This is a genomic window from Collinsella stercoris DSM 13279, assembly GCF_020735465.1.
In the GTDB taxonomy this organism is placed as follows: Bacteria; Actinomycetota; Coriobacteriia; order Coriobacteriales; family Coriobacteriaceae; genus Collinsella; species Collinsella stercoris.
Window position 1 is genome coordinate 896,766 of sequence record NZ_CP085935.1, and the last position, 17,364, is coordinate 914,129.

The window sequence follows — 17,364 nt, forward strand, 5'->3', positions numbered from 1 at the left end:
CCTGCATATGCAGACGACCGTTTAACAAATCATGCGGCGAAGCGCTCACTTCTCACGCGGAAACCGAATATCGGTCCGTCATCGAAGCGTCAATCCAAATCCTCGCCATTTGACTCGATGCACTTCTTGTACCAGAAAAAGCTGTCCTTACGCCTGCGCTCAAAGGAGCCGGTGCCATCGTCGTGACGGTCGACGTAAATCATCCCGTAGCGCTTGTGCATCTCGCCTGTGGACGCAGAGACCAGATCGATACAACCCCAAGGGGTGTAAGCGATGAGGTCGACACCATCGGCGATGGCCTCACCCATGGCGCGGACATGCTCGCGCATGTAGTCGATGCGATACGGATCGTGGATGGAGCCGTCCTCCTCGACTGTGTCGATGGCACCGAGGCCGTTCTCGACCACCATGACGGGAATCTGATAGCGACCGTAGATCTCGTTGAGCGTGTAGCGAAGACCATCTGGATCGATGCTCCAACCCCAATCGGAATACGTGAGATAGGGGTTCTTGGCGCCCATGACCAAATTGCCCTTGCCGCTCATCTCGACATCCTCATGAGTGGTCACGCAGGAGGTCATGTAATAGGAGTAGGTGATAAAGTCGACCGTCCCCGAACGCAGGATCTCCTCGTCACCCTCGCCGAACTCCACCGTCACGCCGTCGTGCTCCCACATGCGCTTTGCAAACGCGGGGTACGCGCCGCGCACTTGGACATCGGCGCTATACCAGAAGGAGTTCTGGTTCTCGATCTGCGCCGCGATGATGTCCTTGGGATCGCAGGTGAGCGGGTAGGCGGAGGGCCCACCGGCAACCATGCAACCCACCTTGCAGTCCGGATCGACCTCATGGGCCCGCTTGACGGCGCGGGCGCTCGCGACGAACTGATTGTGCAGGCTCTGGTAGCGGTCCTGCACCATGGTGTGAGGCATGTTCGGAATGAACTTGAGCGTCATGAGCGCACAGTTGATCTCGTTGAACGTGAGCCAGTACTTGACCAGGCCCTTGTACTCGCGGAAGAGTACTTCGGTGAAGCGGTCGTACAGCGCGATGACTTCGCGATTGGACCAGCCACCGAGCTCTTCCTCGATATAAAGGGGCGTGTCGTAATGGCTGATGGTAACCAGCGGCTCGATGCCGTATTTCTTGAGCTCCAAGAAGACATTGCGATAGAAGTCGAGGCCGGCTTGATTCGGCTCCTCCTCGATGCCCTTGGGGAAGATGCGGCTCCAGGAGATGGACATGCGGAACATCTTGAAGCCCATCTCGGCAAACAGCGCGATGTCCTCCTTGTAATGATGGTAGAAGTCGATGGACTCATGATTGGGGTAGTACTCCCCATCCAGGACCGCTCCGCGCGCCTCTTTGGGAACGGGCGTGAACTGGGAGAACTTGGTCGTGGTGCCATCGGGCATCCGGACGGTGATGTAGCGGGGGGAATCGGCGGTGCCGACAGTGGTCACATCGGTGCGCGCGGGACCGCGCCCATCGACGTTCCAAGCACCCTCGCACTGATTGGCGGCCGTGGCACCGCCCCAATAAAAGCCCTCGGGAAAAACGTTGCTCATGTTTCCTCCTTTTCAAAGCGGGGCGCGACTCACGTGCGCCCCGCACACGACGAGCGGTACGTACCCAGTTGGAATGAACGGCGGGTTACTCAGACGCGGTCTCGTTCGCCAAGCACTGCTTGTCGTACATCTTGACGAACGGGGCGTAAATGAGGAAGCCCAGGACGAAGCCGATGACGGGCAGCAGGCAGTTCTGCCAAGCAAGGGACTGCAGGAACTCCTGCAGGATGACGGGCAGGGCGGTCATGATGAGCACATGCGGTGGCTGGAAGAACCCAACCATGAAACCAGCGTAGAAGATGGCGGTCATGATCACGGCGTTCAGGATGAACGGAATGCACAGGATCGGGTTGAACATGATCGGCGCGCCGAAGACAATCGGCTCGGAAATATTGAAAATCGCGGGCACGACGCTCGCCTTGCCGATGGCGCGGCACTGCTCGGACTTGGCGTGCAGGAAATGGACGGCCAGCGGCAAGGTGTTACCCGTACCGCCGCAGCATGCAGCGGCGCCGAACAGGAAAACGGGATTGAACACGGGGTCGGCGCCAGAGGCGACCAGCTCGGCGTTCACGCCGTACGCCTGCATCATGACGGGCATGATGACCATATAGGCGATCATGGTGCCGTGGATGCCGACGCTCCAGAAAAGCATGGCTATGAACACGATGACGATCATGCCGGGACCGGAAACAAGTGCGTTGAGCGGGATGGACAAGATGCCCATGATCGCCGCAGGGATGTTCGCGCCCATGACGTTCTGCAACAGCGTGTTGAGGCCGAGCCAAAGCACGATATTGGCGAGCAGCGGAATGAGCGTGGCAAAGGAGTCGGAGAGGAACGGCGGCACGGAATCGGGCATCTTGAGGGCGATGTGATGGTCCTGGAAGAACTTGATGATACGCACGACCAAGATCGCCATGATCATGGCGGTGAACATGCCGCTGCCGCCCAAGAAGGAGGTGTCGAGCATGCTCTTGGTGGAGCCGTCGGCGAGCGTGACCTGCTGGACGGGAGCGCACACCATCATGAACAGGAACATGGACACGAAGCCGTTTGCAACCTCGCCCTTCATCTCCAGGTTCTTGGTGTAGCTATAGGCGACGCCGAACGACGCGGCAAGGCCCACGACGCCCATCGTCATGTTGTAGGGCAGCTGAAGCCACTGGTAGACGGGATCGGTGGTCTCCAAGATGCCGGAGATGTTGAGCAGCATCGAGATGATGGAGAACACCGCGCCGGCGAGGATGAGATTCATCGTGCCCATCATGCCGCCGCTGATGGAGCTGAATATCTTGTTGGACTGCATCTTGCCGCCGAGCTCCTGTAGCATCTGGATCGGCTTCGATTCAAACAACTTGTCAAAATTCATAATCTGAGCCTCCTATCCCTGAACGAGCCCATCGATGAGCTTGAAGATGTTCGCGCAGTTGCCGATACCGTAATCTGCGGGCGGAATGACGGCGACGGGGATCGGGTCGACGGCCTTCTCGACATTCGCCTTCTGATAGGAGACCTGAGGCCCCATGAGGACGCAATCGGCGCCCTCGCACTCGACGGCGGCGTTGCTCACGCCCGTCGCCGAGATCTCGAACTCGATGCCCTGCTCGGCGGCGTACTTCTCCAGCTTCTTCATGAGAATGCTGGTGGACATGCCCGCAGCGCAAACCAATAAGACTTTCATGGCTGTTCCTTCCTATCCGAGCGCCCCTCCCTGTGGGCGCTTGAGACGCCTTCCGCGCGCGACGACCTACTCGGCGTGCGCCATCTGCTTGTAGAGGTACACGATCTCCTCGATGAGTTCTTGGGCCAACATCGAGGTCATCAGATGGTCCTGGGCATGGACGAGCATGACGTCCACGGGCGTGTGCTCGCCGTTCGCCTCCTTCACCAAGAGCCCCGTCTGCTGGTGATGAGCTTCAATGCCCGCCTGCTTGGACTGCTCGAGCAGCTCGTCGGCGCGGTCGAAGTCACCCTCGCGCGCCGCGTGCAGCGCCTCGAAGGCAAGGCTGCGCGCGTTGCCGGCTGCGGCGATGAGGCCGAACGAGAACATCTCCATGCCCTCGTCGGCACCTCCATTCTCAACGTCATGCTCTGCCATGTTTCTCCTTTCCTCGTGGGCTACCAGCCCGTTTCCTCGAATCCGCGACGGGCGCGTCTGGCGCCCGCAGAATCCACTCCGTAGACATGCGCTCCTCAGGGGCTCTCAAGCTGGAAAAGCTCCATGAGGGTCGACCAATCCTGATGCTCGATGAGCCGCGAGATCGCCTCCTCGTCGGTGAAGACGTCAGCCAGGGCGCTCAAGAAGGCGTCGAGTTCCGGTCCGCCGATGCGCGAGAAGCAGATGAGGAACACCGCTCGCACGCAGGTGCCTATCTCGTCCCAAACGACCGGCTGGTCGAGCAGCGCGACAGCGACGACGGTGTCGTCGCTCACCGACTCCAGCGGGTGAGGCATGGCGACCATGTTGCCGAACGAGGTCGTCGCGGCGGCCTCTCGCTCGAAGACGAGCGGCTCCAGCTCCTCATAACCCGAACGGCCATCGCGCACGGCGGCGCACAGGAAGTGCAGGACCTCATCCTTCGACGTAAGACGCATATGGGGAAAGAACAGCTCGGGATCGAAATGACCGGCGACTATGCACCCTTTGTCCCCAAAGCGCAGCAAGTCGCGGATCTCATCCGCCGCCGCGTCATCGAAAAAGAACGGGACCTCGCGTACCGGGACGGGGAGCTTCGCGGAGATGGGCACCGTGGTGAACACATAATCTATACGGGAGAAGTCCACGTCGGCGACGTGCATGACATCACAGGTCTCTATGGACTCGACATATGAGCCGAACTCCTTTTGGCAGCGGCACTTCAGCAACCGGGCGCTCCCCGCGCCGGAAGCGCACACCACGAGGAGGCGCTTGCGGGGCGCTTGGCTGCGTTGGCGCTCCAAGGCGAGCGCAAACGCCATGGCGATGTAGCCGATCTCGTCGTTGGACGGGGCGGTCCCGAATTCCCGGTGCAAGACCTCGCAGGCATCGACCGCCATGGACCACGCTAGCGGGTAATGAGTCGTGATATCCCCCAACAAGGGGTTCTTGAGGTTCATCTGGCTGCGAAGACGGACCGCAAGCGGAACGAGGTGCCGCGCGAGGTTCATACGCAGCTCGATGTCCTCGTCGAAATCGAAATGAAAATGCGTTCGGACGGAATCGAGCATGTCGCTCACGAGCGCCCAGATCTCATCGGATATCACAAGGCCGCCCTCGGGCTCCTCGTTGCTCAGGGCGTCATTCAGCGTGCGCTTGCCCGCAAGGTGAATCGCGATGTAGGCGACCTCCTCCTCGGGCAGCTCCATGCCAAGCCGGGACTTGATTCCCCCAGCGACGCGGCGGGCGGCTGCGTACTCACTGCGGCGCTCGATGTCGGACATGTCCTCGGACGCCAAGGGGACGTAGCATCCCGCGTTGATGCGCACGAGCGCGATGGCGATGTGCACCAGCAGATTCTGATATGAGATGGCATTGATGTTGATGGGGCCGTCGGTAAGAGCGTCCTCCACACTCGCCGCGATCACCTCGAGAGACTCGCGCTGCATCCCCATGCGCTGGAACAACGATTCGGGAGCGGACGATGGGGCGGGCGCGGCGTCACCGATACCGCCGAGGAGGCACGTCGCATCGCCCATGGCGCTGGCGGCAAGGCACAGGCGCCGATTGAGCTCGAGACCGGAGACCCGCATGCCGTAGCGGGGACGGCGCTCCAATACCAAATCGTACCGGTTGAGGATGCGCTCGACGTCACGCAGGTCGAGGGAAAGCGTGCTGCGTGAACATGCGCAAGCATCGGCGAGATCGTCGGCGAATACCCAGTCGTTGCGCATGAGCAGGTCGTTCAGCAGATAGACCACTCGCTCGGCGCGCGTCGCGGGAACCCCGTGAACGAGAGAGGGGGAGCTGTGCATGAGGGCACGGTATGCGCCCTCATCGGCGATCTCTAGGAAGTATCCCCCCCCCCCCGACGCTTTGCGAGGGAGGCCGCACGTCCGAGGCGCTCATTCGCCTCGCGCGCGAAGGAGCGGATGCTGCGCGTGCTCACACCCATGCGGGCGGCGATGGCATCGGGAGTGATACCGGGCTCGGCCTCGACGCATTCGAGCAACTCGCGCCAGCGCATGCTCCCCCCTCTCTCAGACGCACGCCGCCCCGCGGCGCCACATTCGCTTCCAAGGGAAGTCTAACCCGAGGGGGAGCATCCGCTCCAACGCGACTCTTGCCGTGAATATTGGCAAAGTCTCGGATGGAGACAGGATTGCCAGATAAACAGGGTTCTAGGCCGAGTCGACGCCGAAGACGGCATCGGAGCTGGCACCGCGCGGTGGAAGAGGCGCGCCGTTCACGGAAAGATTCAGACCGCTCACGGGCGAGAGAACGGCCGAGCATCAATGACGGGCGCAGTCCCTTACGCGAAGACGATCAGGTTGTCGCGGTGGATGGCGGGCTTGTTGGCGAGCGCGGCGAGCAGGTGGTTACCCGCGATGTCCTCCTGGCGGCGCCCGGCGGCGAGCTCGAGTACGTCGCGGCCGGCCTCCGCGATGCCGCGGGCGAGCACGAACCCGCTCGCGTCGCGCACATCGAGGACGTCGCCCGCCGCAAAGGAGCCCTCGACGGATGAGATACCGACCGGCAGCAGCGAGCTCCCCCGCTTCACAAGCGCGTCGGCCGCGCCCGCATCAACCGTCACCGACCCATGGGCGCTATCGCCGAGCGCGATCCAGAGCTTGCGCGGAGCGATCTCCAGACGGCCCGTGGGCGGCACGAACCGCGTGCCCACCTGCTCGCCGTTTGCAAGGCGCACCAGCGGGAGCTCCTCGGCACCCGAGCAGATGACGCTCTCGATGCCGGCCGTCATAAGGATGCGGCAGCTGCGGATCTTGGTGATCATGCCGCCCGTGCCCACCGTGGTGGTCGAATCTCCCGCAGAGCCGATGATCGCGGCGTCGATCTTGTCCACACGCGGAATGAACTCGGCATTCGGATCAAGCGAGGGGTTGGCCGTGTACAGGCCGTCGATATCGGAGAGCGTCACGCACAGATCAGCGGAAACCAGGCAGCTCACAAGGGCGGCGAGCGTGTCGTTATCGCCGAACTTGATCTCGTCGACAGCGGTGGTGTCGTTCTCGTTCACGATGGGCACCACGCCCAAATCGACGAGGCGCGTGAGGGCATCGCGAGCATGCAGATACGAGGTACGGCGTGCCGTGTCACCACGCGTGAGCAGGACGAGTGAGGTGAGAAGACCCACCGCCCGAAACTCCTCATCGTAGGCGGCGGAGAGTACGCACTGCCCCACCGAGGCGCACGCCTGCAGGCTCGGCATGTCCGCGGGCCTGCGCTCAAATCCGAGCAAAGGCGCGCCGCACGCGATGGCGCCGGAGCTCACTACGACGAGATTCCACCCGGCCTCGCACAGGTCGCGCGCTTGGGAGGCGAGGGCGGAGATGAAATCACGCCGCAGCTCACCGTCCTCGACCAGTGTCGAGGATCCGATCTTCACGACCATGGTCTTACGTGCAGTCATCACTTTGCCTTCCAGGGGAGAACGGAGGGCGTGGCAGCCATGCGCTCGCGAACGAGCTCGTCGCACACGGCGGCGAGGCCCGCCTCCATGCCCACCACGTACGACTGTGGATACAGAAAACGCTTGTAGGCATCGTCAAGTGACTCCAAGGCACTCGCGCAACGAGCCCGCGCCACCTCAATGTCCTCGCGCGGCGACGCCGCCGCGCCATTGCGGACCTGCGGTACGAGGAGCTCGCGATAGAAGAACTCGGAAACGTCCGTCACCAGGGCCGCGTCATTCACCGCCACCAACGTGTGGCCGCGGCACTCGCCCTCCACCATAAGATGATCGGGGTCGTAGATCATATCGCACACAGGTGCACCCGCGGTATCCATATAACGGCGCACCTGCTGAACGCCCGGGATCGTGCGCTTGTAGGGCTGCTCGGAAAACTTCATGACGGGCGTCCAGGCTTCCGATGCGCCGTCGCGGCGCGCCGAGAGCTTATACACGCAGCCAAGCGCTGGCTGGTCGTAGCAGGTCGCCAACTTGGTGCCCACGCCGAACGCATCGACCGGGGCGCCCTGGCCCAACAGGGAGCTGATGGTGTGCTCGTCGAGATCGTTCGACACGACGATCTTCACGTAGCCGAGGCCCTCCTCATCGAATCGACGGCGCGCATAGGCGGAAAGCTTGGCGAGATCGCCCGAATCGATGCGGATGCCGGACAAGCGCTCGCCTTCCGCCTCCATCTCCCGCGCCACGGTGATGGCGTTTTCCACGCCCTCGCGCACGTCGTAGGTGTCCACGAGCAGGGTGCAGTTCTTGGGCGAGCTCTTGGCGAATGCGCGGAACGCCTCCAACTCGGTTGGGAAACTCAGGACCCAGCTGTGCGCGTGCGTGCCCGAGACGGGGATGCCGTAGCGCCGCCCCGCGAGCACGTTGGACGTCGAGGCGCAACCGGCCACGTAGCTCGCGCGCGCCACCGCCACGCCGCCGTCCGGGCCTTGGGCGCGGCGCAGGCCGAACTCCGCGACGGGCCTGCCCTGAGCCGCCTGGACCACACGGGCGGTCTTGGTCGCCACGAGGGTCTGAAACCCGATGATGTTAAGCAGGGCGGTCTCAAGCAGCTGGCAATCGAGCATGGGGGCGCTCACGCGCACCATGGGCTCGCGCGCGAACACGAGCTCGCCCTCGGGGATGGCGTCGATATCCACCTGCGGACAAAAGCCGCGCAGGAACTCGAGGAAGCCGGGTTTAAACAGGGCACCGCCACCCGGAGCCTCAAGCTCGGCCAGATACGCGATGTCCTCATCCGTGAACCGGAAGTTCTCGATGAACTCACCGAGCTCGGCGGTGCCGCACATGACGGCGAAGGAGCTGCCGAAGGGCGCTTCGCGGAAAAACGCGGTGAAGCAGCCCTGCTCCTCCACCTTGCCGCTCTCCCACAGGCCCTGCGCCATGGTGAGCTCGTACAGATCGGTATTCATGGAGACGTCGGTGGGCCTGGTTATGTCGGTCAAGGCCATGGGAAGATCCTTTCCGAAGTGATGCGTAAGGGGCGCTAGGCGCGTCGTGCAGACGAACGAGGTCGATCGACGCACGTCCGCGCGACATGAATCCACCCTCGTGCGGGCATGCCGAGCGGCCGGAACGCCACGGCGTGCCGGACGGCTAGCGCGTCACGGTGTAGATGGCAAACGCCACGAGAGCGATGCAGGCGATGACGAGGATGATCTTTTGCGCCATGGGCATGGTGGGGATGCCATCCCCATCCACGGCGTCGGAGGTCACCATGCGCTCGCCAAAGCTCTTGGATGCCGAACCGCCCTGCGGATCACCCTGCGATGGCGCCGAAGGGGGCGTCGCGAACGAGACAACACGGGCGGAGGCGGCGGAGGAGGGCACCTTCTCGGACCGCCCCGCTGCGGCCTGCCCCTCTGCGGACGACGCACCTGCGGGCTGCCGGGCGGCCTCATGTCGCTGCTCGGCACACTCGGCCAAAGCACGCTCGGCCAAAATCTCGGCGTCGATGCGCTCCTGCTCGGCGCGCAGCGCCTCGAGCTCCTCGCGCTCGCGACGGGTACGCTCTTCCTCCTCGCGGCGAGCCTTCTCGGCGCGCAGGGCCTCGAGCTCCTCGCGCTCCTCGTCGGTCAGCGGGTTTGCGGTCGTATCGGTCATAGCGAACCCTTCCCATGGCAAAGGCGGCAGCCGCGGCGCCGCCATCGCATATGTATACAGATGGAATGCAGTATACCCGTTCGACGCAGCGGCCTTCCAGTACGGGCCGCACAGCCGGAAATCGACTCATCGACGCGATGCCGCAGACGCCGCCTCGACCTAGCCCGCGTTCGCCGATCGCAGCACGCCCGTCGTGTCGAAGGCCGGGGTGAAGCTCTCGTCCACCGCACCGCCCTCCTGCCAGAACATCGTGGTGAACCCCACGTCGTCGGCGTGGTCGAGCACGAGCTCGTACTCCTCATCCGTCACCGGCCGGGCGAGCTCCCCTCCCACGGCGCGCATGCGCGCATTGGGGGTGTATTGGTTCATCACGGAGATGGGCACGTCGCCCGCGACCCGCCAGATGCGATCGAGCACATCGCGCGAGTCGTCGGCGTGCCCCGGGAGCACCAGGTGCCGCACGATGACGCCGCGCCTCATGAGGCCGTCACCATCGACGAGCTCGCCGCCGCGTCGCGCCACCTCGGCGCACATGCGGGCCAGCGAGCGCGAGGCGACGACCGGGTAATCGGGAACATGGGATAATTTGCGGCCGAGCTCGGCGCTGGCGTATTTGTAATCGACGAGCCAGACGTCGACCAGGTCGCCGAGCTCCGACACGGCCTCCTCGCGCTCGTAGCCGCTCGTGTTGTAGACGATGGGAACCGCAAGGCCCCGAGCGCGGGCGGCGCGGATGGCCTCGGGCAGCAGATGCGCGTAATGGGTTGCCGTGACGAGGTTGATGTTGTGCGCGCCCTGCTCCTGCAGCTCGAGCATGATCTCGACCAGGCGCCCCGGCGTGACCTCGATGCCGAATCCGCCCGTCGAGATCTCGTGGTTTTGGCAGTAACAGCACTTGAGCGGGCATGACGAGAAGAACACCGTGCCGGAACCGCGCTCCCCCGAAATGGGAGGCTCCTCCCAAAAATGCAGGGCGGCGCGCGCGATCTTGAGCGTTGCATCGGCCCCGCAAACACCGCGCGTGCCCGCCGCGCGGTTTGCCCCGCAACGACGGGGACACAGCTCGCAATGGGCAAGACTGGACGGACTGAGCAGCTGGGCCACGCCTGACTTCCCTTCCGGATCACGCTGGTATACAAAGAAAGCCGCATTGACGCGGCTCCGTCCCCCATCGTCTCCCAACAAGTTTTCTAAGTCAAGACTGGTATCGTAAATCGCATGCCGTATGATGAAGGTGTTCCGCCCCCCGCGGAGCAACTGGGTGAACCGTCGCGTTTATTTAGGGAGCCCGCACAGTCGTGCACAGTACAGGTATCCTTCGTTGTTAAGGAAGCTGGAACCGCTCGATGAGGGCACCCACCTTGCAGAGGTGGGTTCATTTTCGTGAAGTGGGGGGCGGTTTTCCATGCCGCGGCAAACCCCTCTCTCGCACATCGAAATCGCGCCTGGTCGGATCGCAGTCGCACGCTCCGGGTAACAGGCCCGCTCGCCGCCCGCAACATAAAATCGATCGACGCCGGTGGCGTAGGCCGAAAAAAAGATGTCGATTTTTCCGTTGACATCGTGCGAATGGTTGCTAATATATTCACTTGTCCTGGGGACGTAGCTCAGCTGGGAGAGCGCCTCGGTCGCATCGAGGAGGTCGAGGGTTCGATCCCCTTCGTCTCCACCACAGGATATGTCAAGGCCTCGGTAACGAGGCCTTTTTCATGCCTATCGTCTCTATTGTCTCCGCGCTGCAGCGGCATGCACCGTCCGCAGGCGCAGGGTTGCGCTTAAAAACATACGCGTTGCGTGATGCGTCTCACCACCCGCACCCGGCCGGCATCGCCTCCTCACGCAACGAGCCTTGATATCACCCGCGCACGCGGCATATCAGACGGTATGCTATACATCACACATCGGCTGCGGATGCGCTCGCGCGCACGCGGGGTCGTCCCAACACCCCGCCAGAAACCGCAGACGCAGGTCACCGCAGAGAACCCGCAACGTCGGTCACCGCTCAGAAAGGCCATGCCATGAGGCTCACCATCGAAACCATGACGTACGGACCGGACGGGCTCGCCCGCACGCCCGAGGGCAAGGCCGTCTTTGTCGCGGGCGGCCTCATCGGCGACACCGTCGAGGCGCGCATTTGCGAGGACGGCCCCTCGTTCTCGCGCGCGGTAGTCGAGGAGGTGCTCGAGCCCTCCCCCGACCACGTCCAGCCCCCCTGCCCCTTCATCGGCATCTGCGGCGGCTGTCCCTGGGGCGGCTTGTCACACGAGGCCCAGCTCCAGGCGAAGGAGGAGAACCTGCGCTCCGCGCTCGCGCGCATCGGCAAGTTCTCGCCCAAAGAGGTCGACGATCTCATGCGGCCCATCCGCCACGCCAAGGACGCCTGGGGGTACCGCAACAAGATCGAGCTCGCCCCCGTACACGAAAACGGCAAGTTCCGCCTGGGGATGCATGGACGCGACGCCAGCCAGATCATCAAGGTCGACGCCTGCCCGCTCTTCGAGAAGAAGCACGCCAAGGCCGTCAAGGCGGTCGCCGGCGCCCTCGGGTTCCTCGGCAATTCGCGCGATCTCCAACTTGAGCGCGTGGCCATCCGCTCGAGCCGTCGCACCGGGGCCCTCGAGGTCGCGCTGTGGACCCCCACGGGGGCGTTCCCCCGCGCGCAGGTCTCCCGCGTCCTCGGCGATGCCGTCCGCGCCACGAGCGTGGTCCGCGTCATGTCCAAGGGCGAAAAGCGCGCCCGCCGTGTCTCGGGCGTCGAGGCGCTCGCCGGTGAGGGTTCATGGACCGAGAAGATCGGCGATGAGACCATGCGCCTGTCCGCCCCCTCGTTCTTCCAGGTGAACACCCGCGCGGCGGAAATTCTCATCGACCTGGTGATGGAGGCGCTCGATCCGCAGCCGCACGAGCTCGGCATCGACCTGTACTGCGGCGCGGGCACCTTCACCCTGCCGCTCGCCCGCCGCTGCGAGTTCGTGAGCGCCGTCGAGTCCTACGGCCCGGCCGTGCGCGACCTGCGCCGCAACCTCGACATCGCCAACATCACCAACGTGGACGTGATCGGCGGCGACGCGGTGCGCGAGTTCCCCGACGAGGACGCCGACGTGCTCGTGGTCGACCCGCCGCGCGCGGGGCTTGCGCCCGAGGCGATCGACCTCATCGCGAGCACGAGCGCCCGCGACGTGGCGTACGTGAGCTGCGACCCCGCCACCCTCGCCCGCGACCTGCGCCGTTTTGTGGAGGAGGGCACCTTCCGTCCCGTCTGGGCCACGCCGGTCGATCTGTTCCCGCAGACCTTCCACTGCGAGACCGTGGTGAGGCTCACGCGCGCATAGGCGAGCACCCCGGGCATTTGGGGGCGAAACGAATGGCCTGAGGGCGATACGGGTATAACCTCGGCGTCGCTGCACCTGACCGAGAGGATTTGCCATGCCCGGAGTCGCCATTCTTGCCGCCGATGGATTCGAGACCATCGAATGCCTGACCGTCGTCGACGTCCTGCGGAGGGGCGGCGTCCACGCCGCGCTCGTCTCCGTCATGGACACGCGAGACGTGGTGACCTCGCAGCAGATCCCGGTGACCTGCGACGTGACCCTCGACGAGGTCGACTTCTCCAACTACGACTACTTGGTGCTCCCCGGCGGCATGCCCGGTGCGACCAACCTGCGCGCCGACGAGCGCGTCTGCGACCTCGTGCGCGAGTTCGCCGCGACCAAGCACGTGGCCGCCATCTGCGCCGCCCCCTTCATCCTGGCCGAGCTCGGCGTCCTCGAGGGACATCGCGCCACGTGCTTCCCGGGCTTCGAGGCGAGCTTCCCCGAGGGGTGCCACGCCGGTGAGCGCACCGTGGTGGTCGACGGCAACATCATCACCGCGTCGGGCATGGGACAGGCCCTCCCCTTCGCCCTCGCCATCCTCGAGGACATCGCCGGTGAGGTGGCCGTCGAGAAGGTCAAGGACGGTATCCAGCTGTGATCCTCGCATCCCAATCCCCGCGCCGCATCGAGCTCATGCGTGAGGCCGGTTTTGACGTACAGGTCATCCCCGCCGACATCGATGAGTCCGCACGTCCGGGCGAAGGTCCGTTCGAGCTGGTCGAGCGCCTCGCGCGTGCCAAGGCGGAGGCGGTCTCCAGCGCGCATGCCGCACCTGGCGAGACGGTCGTCGCCGCCGACACGATCGTGGCGCTCGACGGTGAGCTCCTCGGAAAACCCGCCGATGAGGCAGATGCCCGCCGCATGCTCCGCGCCCTATCCGGCAAGACGCATCAGGTCGCCACGGGCGTGTGCATCGCACGTGGCGAGCGCATCGACTCCTTCGTCGATATCACCGACGTCACCTTCTACGAGTTGAGCGACGCCGAGATCGACGCATACGTTGCAACCGGAGAGCCCATGGACAAGGCGGGGGCCTACGGCATTCAGGGCACGTACGGCCGCATGCTCGTCGAGCGCATCGACGGGGACTTCTACAACGTGGTGGGCCTTCCCATCGCGAAGGTCGTGCGTGCATTGAATACCTAACATGTGTCCCGAGCCGGGCGTATAAGGCCCGTCGCGAGTTCCGCACGAGCCGGAGGCCCCTGTGGGGCCTCCGTGCGAGCAGGACTGTTCGAGCAGCGGGTCTTATACGCCCGGCTCGGGACACCAGACGGGCTTTCATTACGAAACCACACCTCAAGCGAGAAGGAACACCCATGTCGCAGCTCACGCCCATCCCCATCACGTCCATCCCGGGCTTTGCGTTCGGGCATTACACCGACCTCGACGCGGGCACGGGCTGCACCGCCATCGTGGCGCCCGAGGGCGCCGTGGGCGGTGTGGACGTTCGCGGCGCGGCACCCGCCTCGCGCGAGACGGACTTGCTGAGGCCCGAGAACACCGTGGATCGCGTGCACGCGGTCGTGCTCTCCGGCGGCTCAGCCTTTGGGCTCGAGGCGGCCTCGGGCGCCATGCGCGAGCTTGAGGAGCGCGGCATCGGCCTCGACGTGGGCGTGGGCAAGGTTCCCATCGTCTGCTCGAGCTGCCTGTTCGACCTCGCCTTTGGCCGTGCAGATGTGCGCCCCTCGAGCATGAGCGGCATCCTCGCAGTGCGCGACGCGTTCGACAGGACCGAGCGTAACGAAACCGGCCTTGAAGAGGGCTGCGTGGGTGCGGGGACGGGCGCGACCGTGGGCAAGCTCGCGGGCCCCGAGCGCTGCATGAAGGCCGGCCTTGGCGCACGCGCGTTCCAACTCGGCCCGCTCATGGTCGGCGCGGTCTCCGCCGTCAACGCCGTGGGAAACGTCATTGACCCCGCTACCCTCCGGCCCATCGCCGGCATGCGCGCAACTGCGGATGGGGTGGACATCCTCAACATGGAGGAGGCCATGCTCGCCATGGCGGATCAGCTCGCCATGCCGCTCGACCGAACGAACACCACCATCTCGTGCATCGTCACGAACGCCACCCTCACCAAGGCGCAGGCCACCAAGGTGGCCCAAATGGCGGCAGACGCCTACGCGCACACCATTCGCCCCACGCACACCACCAACGACGGGGACTCCATCTACGTGCTGGCATCCGGCTCGCTTCCGGCAGATGCGAGCGAGCGCATCCCCCTCGACCTGATGGGCCTTGTCGCCACCCGCACCCTCGAAGCCGCCATCGTCGCCGGCTGCACCGAGGCCACGGGGCTGCTCGGCATCCCCGCACAGAGGGACCTGACATCCGATGTCGCGTAAGAGCAAGGCGGTCTGCATCATTCTCGACGCACTCGCCGCGGGCATCGCGCTCATTCCCATAGCGTGGTTTTTCGCCGGCGCGTCGTCGTTTCCACCCGAAGTCCCGCTGCACTTTGGCGTTGGGGGCGCAGATCGATGGGGAGACCCCATGGAGCTCGCGCCGGTCGCATTCCTCCCCTTATGCCTCACCGCGTTTTGCATCGTGTCCCAAATTCTCAATCTCGCGAACCTGCCTCTGGTCGTCACGCGCGAAAAGCGAACGGTCATCGTGGCGGTCATAACGCTGGCGAGCTCCATCGCGGCTGTCGCGCTATCGATGTGGCTTTTCGGCTTGTCGTTTGGCGGATAGGACCCGATACCCGCCGATTGGCGTTTTGAGCCCGCGCGCAAAAGCGGTACGGTATGAAAGATACGACCGCACCGAGACGGAAACAGGGCACATGGACGACTCAACCGCTCAATCCACCGGCAGCACGCGCGGCATCAGCCTTATCGGCCTCATCGCGCTCGTCATCAGCTCCTCGATCGGCTCGGGCGTCTTCGCCCTTTCCACCGACATCTCCGCCGCCGCGGCCCCGGGACCCGCGCTCATCGCCTGGCTCATCACGGGCATCGGCTTCATGGCGCTCGCCACCACCTTCGGCAGGCTCTCCGTGGTGCGCCCCGACCTCAACGGCATCGTGGACTACGCGCGCGAGGGCTTTGGGCCCTTCGTGGGCTTTGTCTCGGGCTGGGGATACTGGCTGTCCATCTGGATCGGCAACGTCGCGTTCGGCGTCATGCTCGTCACCGCCATCGGGTACTTCTTCCCGCCGTTCTCGAGCGGGCTGACGGCCGCGGGCGTCGCCTTCATCTCCGTGCTCAACTGGGCCATCGTCCTGCTCGTCAACAGGGGCGTCGAGGAGGCGAGCGCGCTCAACGCCATCGTCATGGTGTGCAAGCTCGTGCCCATCTTCGCCTTCATCCTCGCCATGGTCGTCATGTTCGACCCCGCGGTGTTCGCCGCCGATTTTTGGGGAAACCTCGCCAACAACCTCTCCGACCCCGCGCTCGCCCCCGGATCGGTACCCACCCAGATCGTCAACTGCTTCATGGTCATGATGTGGGTGTTCGTCGGCATGGAGGGAGCCAGCGCGCTCGGGCACCGCGCGCGGCGCAAGTCAGACGTGAGCCGCGCGACCATCTTGGGGTGCACCGCGCTCGTGGTCATCTACGTCGCCGCCTCCATCCTGCCGTACGGCTACCTCACCCGTGAGGAGCTCATGGCGCTCGGATCGCCCTCCATGCCCTATATCTTCGAGCGCGTGGTGGGTCCCCCTGGGGAGGCGCGTTCATCTCGGGCGGGCTCATCATCTCGATTTTCGGCGCGTGGCTCTCCTACACCATCTTGGCCTCGGAGGCCATGCACGGCATGGCGCGCATGAAGCTGCTGCCCAGCGCGTTCGACCGGCTCAACACGTACAGCGCCCCCACGGCCTGCCTGTTCACCACGGGAGCCATGATTCAGCTGCTCTCGATCGTGATGCTCTTCTCCGAGCGCGCCTATCAGTTCGCCTACTCGCTGTGCACCGCGTCGATCGTGATCAGCTGGACGCTCGCCGCCGCGTACATGGCCAAGGCGTGGCTCGCGCAGGAGCGCGGGCAGGGGGCATCTGAGGCCCCGCGCATCCGCGCCGTCGACGGCATCTGCGCCGCATGCTCCGCCGCGTTCCTCGTCGTCGCCATCGCCGTCTCGGGCGTCGAGCAGCTCATGATGTGCTGCATCGCCTACATCCCGGGCATCGCCTGCTACATATGGGCGCGCGTCGAACAGCACCAGAAGGTCTTCACCGCGCGTGAGCGTCTTTTGGCCATCATCCTCGTCGCAATCGGCATCTTCATGATCGGCTACGTGGGCGCTAACGGCATCCTGTAGGCACGACCCCTTCGCCTCCCCCTATGCCCCGCCGAAGGCACCGCTCATCTGATTGGTGGTGATCGCGGGGGCGGAGCGCAGGCTTTCGAGGTAGCAAAAGGCTGGATTCGTGCACCATGGCACGCGGCTCTCATAGGAGGAAGCAATGGGCTTTTTCAGCAAGATCAAGGGCGTGACCCACAACGTCGAGGAGGCGGGTGACATCGTGGCCGCCGGCCAGCCGATCCTGACGTTCGATGGCGAGGCCATCAAGGCCGCGGGTCACGACGACGTGGTGACCCGCGTGGTGAGCAACCCGCAGGACTTCGATTCCATCGAGCTCACCGGCTCGTCCAACACCCTGCTCGGCGGCCGCCCGCTCGTCAAGGTGGGCGATCCCCTCATGGTGACGAAGTAGCCCCCGCGCCCCAACACCCGCGCAGACATGCG

15 protein-coding genes, 1 tRNA gene and 1 pseudogene are annotated in these 17,364 nt (G+C 64.5%); 8 read left to right on the plus strand and 9 right to left on the minus strand.

The window, feature by feature from the left end; genetic code table 11:
• Window positions 1–89: 89 nt before the first annotated feature.
• The 9 genes from LK434_RS03890 to LK434_RS03930 form a co-directional block, all read right to left on the minus strand.
• Entirely contained in the window at window positions 90–1,568 is a 1,479-nt protein-coding gene (locus LK434_RS03890; protein WP_006721102.1) for a glycoside hydrolase family 1 protein, read from the minus strand.
• 85 nt (window positions 1,569–1,653) lie between these two features.
• Window positions 1,654–2,940 carry a PTS sugar transporter subunit IIC gene (locus LK434_RS03895; RefSeq protein WP_006721101.1) on the minus strand — a complete coding sequence of 429 codons (1,287 nt, stop codon included), beginning with the start codon at window positions 2,938–2,940 and terminating at the stop codon, window positions 1,654–1,656.
• Window positions 2,941–2,952: 12 nt separating this feature from the next.
• Window positions 2,953–3,252, minus strand: a complete 300-nt coding sequence (locus LK434_RS03900) for a PTS sugar transporter subunit IIB (RefSeq protein ID WP_006721100.1) — start codon at window positions 3,250–3,252, stop codon at window positions 2,953–2,955.
• A gap of 66 nt (window positions 3,253–3,318) precedes the next feature.
• A complete protein-coding gene (locus tag LK434_RS03905) occupies window positions 3,319–3,669 on the minus strand; it encodes a PTS lactose/cellobiose transporter subunit IIA (protein ID WP_006721099.1) in 351 nt (116 codons plus the stop codon).
• Between the two features lie 95 nt (window positions 3,670–3,764).
• Window positions 3,765–5,522, minus strand: a complete 1,758-nt coding sequence (locus LK434_RS03910) for a BglG family transcription antiterminator (RefSeq protein WP_187371210.1) — start codon at window positions 5,520–5,522, stop codon at window positions 3,765–3,767.
• 497 nt (window positions 5,523–6,019) lie between these two features.
• Window positions 6,020–7,138, minus strand: a complete 1,119-nt coding sequence (proB, locus tag LK434_RS03915) for a glutamate 5-kinase (protein ID WP_006721097.1) — start codon at window positions 7,136–7,138, stop codon at window positions 6,020–6,022.
• The gene (locus LK434_RS03920) at window positions 7,138–8,649 is read right to left on the minus strand and encodes a nicotinate phosphoribosyltransferase (RefSeq protein WP_006721096.1); all 1,512 of its coding nucleotides are present in this window, start codon (window positions 8,647–8,649) and stop codon (window positions 7,138–7,140) included. The genes proB and LK434_RS03920 overlap by 1 nt, the downstream gene beginning before the upstream one ends.
• Window positions 8,650–8,794: 145 nt before the next feature.
• The gene (locus LK434_RS03925; RefSeq protein WP_006721095.1) at window positions 8,795–9,301 is read right to left on the minus strand and encodes a hypothetical protein; all 507 of its coding nucleotides are present in this window, start codon (window positions 9,299–9,301) and stop codon (window positions 8,795–8,797) included.
• Window positions 9,302–9,460: 159 nt separating this feature from the next.
• Window positions 9,461–10,405: a radical SAM protein gene (locus tag LK434_RS03930; protein WP_050754981.1), complete on the minus strand. Its 945-nt coding sequence runs from the start codon at window positions 10,403–10,405 to the stop codon at window positions 9,461–9,463.
• Window positions 10,406–10,897: 492 nt separating this feature from the next.
• Here LK434_RS03930 and LK434_RS03935 point away from each other — a divergent pair.
• From LK434_RS03935 to LK434_RS03970, 8 genes and pseudogenes are all read left to right on the plus strand, one after another.
• A tRNA-Ala gene (locus tag LK434_RS03935) sits at window positions 10,898–10,973 on the plus strand.
• A gap of 202 nt (window positions 10,974–11,175) precedes the next feature.
• Window positions 11,176–12,633, plus strand: coding sequence for a 23S rRNA (uracil(1939)-C(5))-methyltransferase RlmD (gene rlmD / locus LK434_RS03940; protein WP_262360827.1), 1,458 nt, complete (start codon window positions 11,176–11,178; stop codon window positions 12,631–12,633).
• A gap of 94 nt (window positions 12,634–12,727) precedes the next feature.
• Window positions 12,728–13,273 (plus strand): DJ-1 family glyoxalase III, encoded by a 546-nt coding sequence (locus LK434_RS03945; RefSeq protein WP_006721092.1) that lies wholly within the window; start codon window positions 12,728–12,730, stop codon window positions 13,271–13,273.
• On the plus strand, window positions 13,270–13,821 hold the full coding sequence (locus LK434_RS03950; RefSeq protein ID WP_006721091.1) for a Maf family protein: 552 nt from the start codon (window positions 13,270–13,272) through the stop codon (window positions 13,819–13,821). Before LK434_RS03945 ends, LK434_RS03950 begins: the two co-directional genes overlap by 4 nt.
• A gap of 173 nt (window positions 13,822–13,994) precedes the next feature.
• Window positions 13,995–15,020: a P1 family peptidase gene (locus tag LK434_RS03955; protein ID WP_006721090.1), complete on the plus strand. Its 1,026-nt coding sequence runs from the start codon at window positions 13,995–13,997 to the stop codon at window positions 15,018–15,020.
• Window positions 15,010–15,369, plus strand: coding sequence for a hypothetical protein (locus tag LK434_RS03960; protein WP_006721089.1), 360 nt, complete (start codon window positions 15,010–15,012; stop codon window positions 15,367–15,369). Before LK434_RS03955 ends, LK434_RS03960 begins: the two co-directional genes overlap by 11 nt.
• Window positions 15,370–15,460: 91 nt before the next feature.
• Window positions 15,461–16,935, plus strand: a pseudogene (locus LK434_RS03965) (basic amino acid/polyamine antiporter).
• Between the two features lie 145 nt (window positions 16,936–17,080).
• The gene (locus tag LK434_RS03970; RefSeq protein ID WP_006721085.1) at window positions 17,081–17,332 is read left to right on the plus strand and encodes a hypothetical protein; all 252 of its coding nucleotides are present in this window, start codon (window positions 17,081–17,083) and stop codon (window positions 17,330–17,332) included.
• Window positions 17,333–17,364 lie beyond the last annotated feature (32 nt).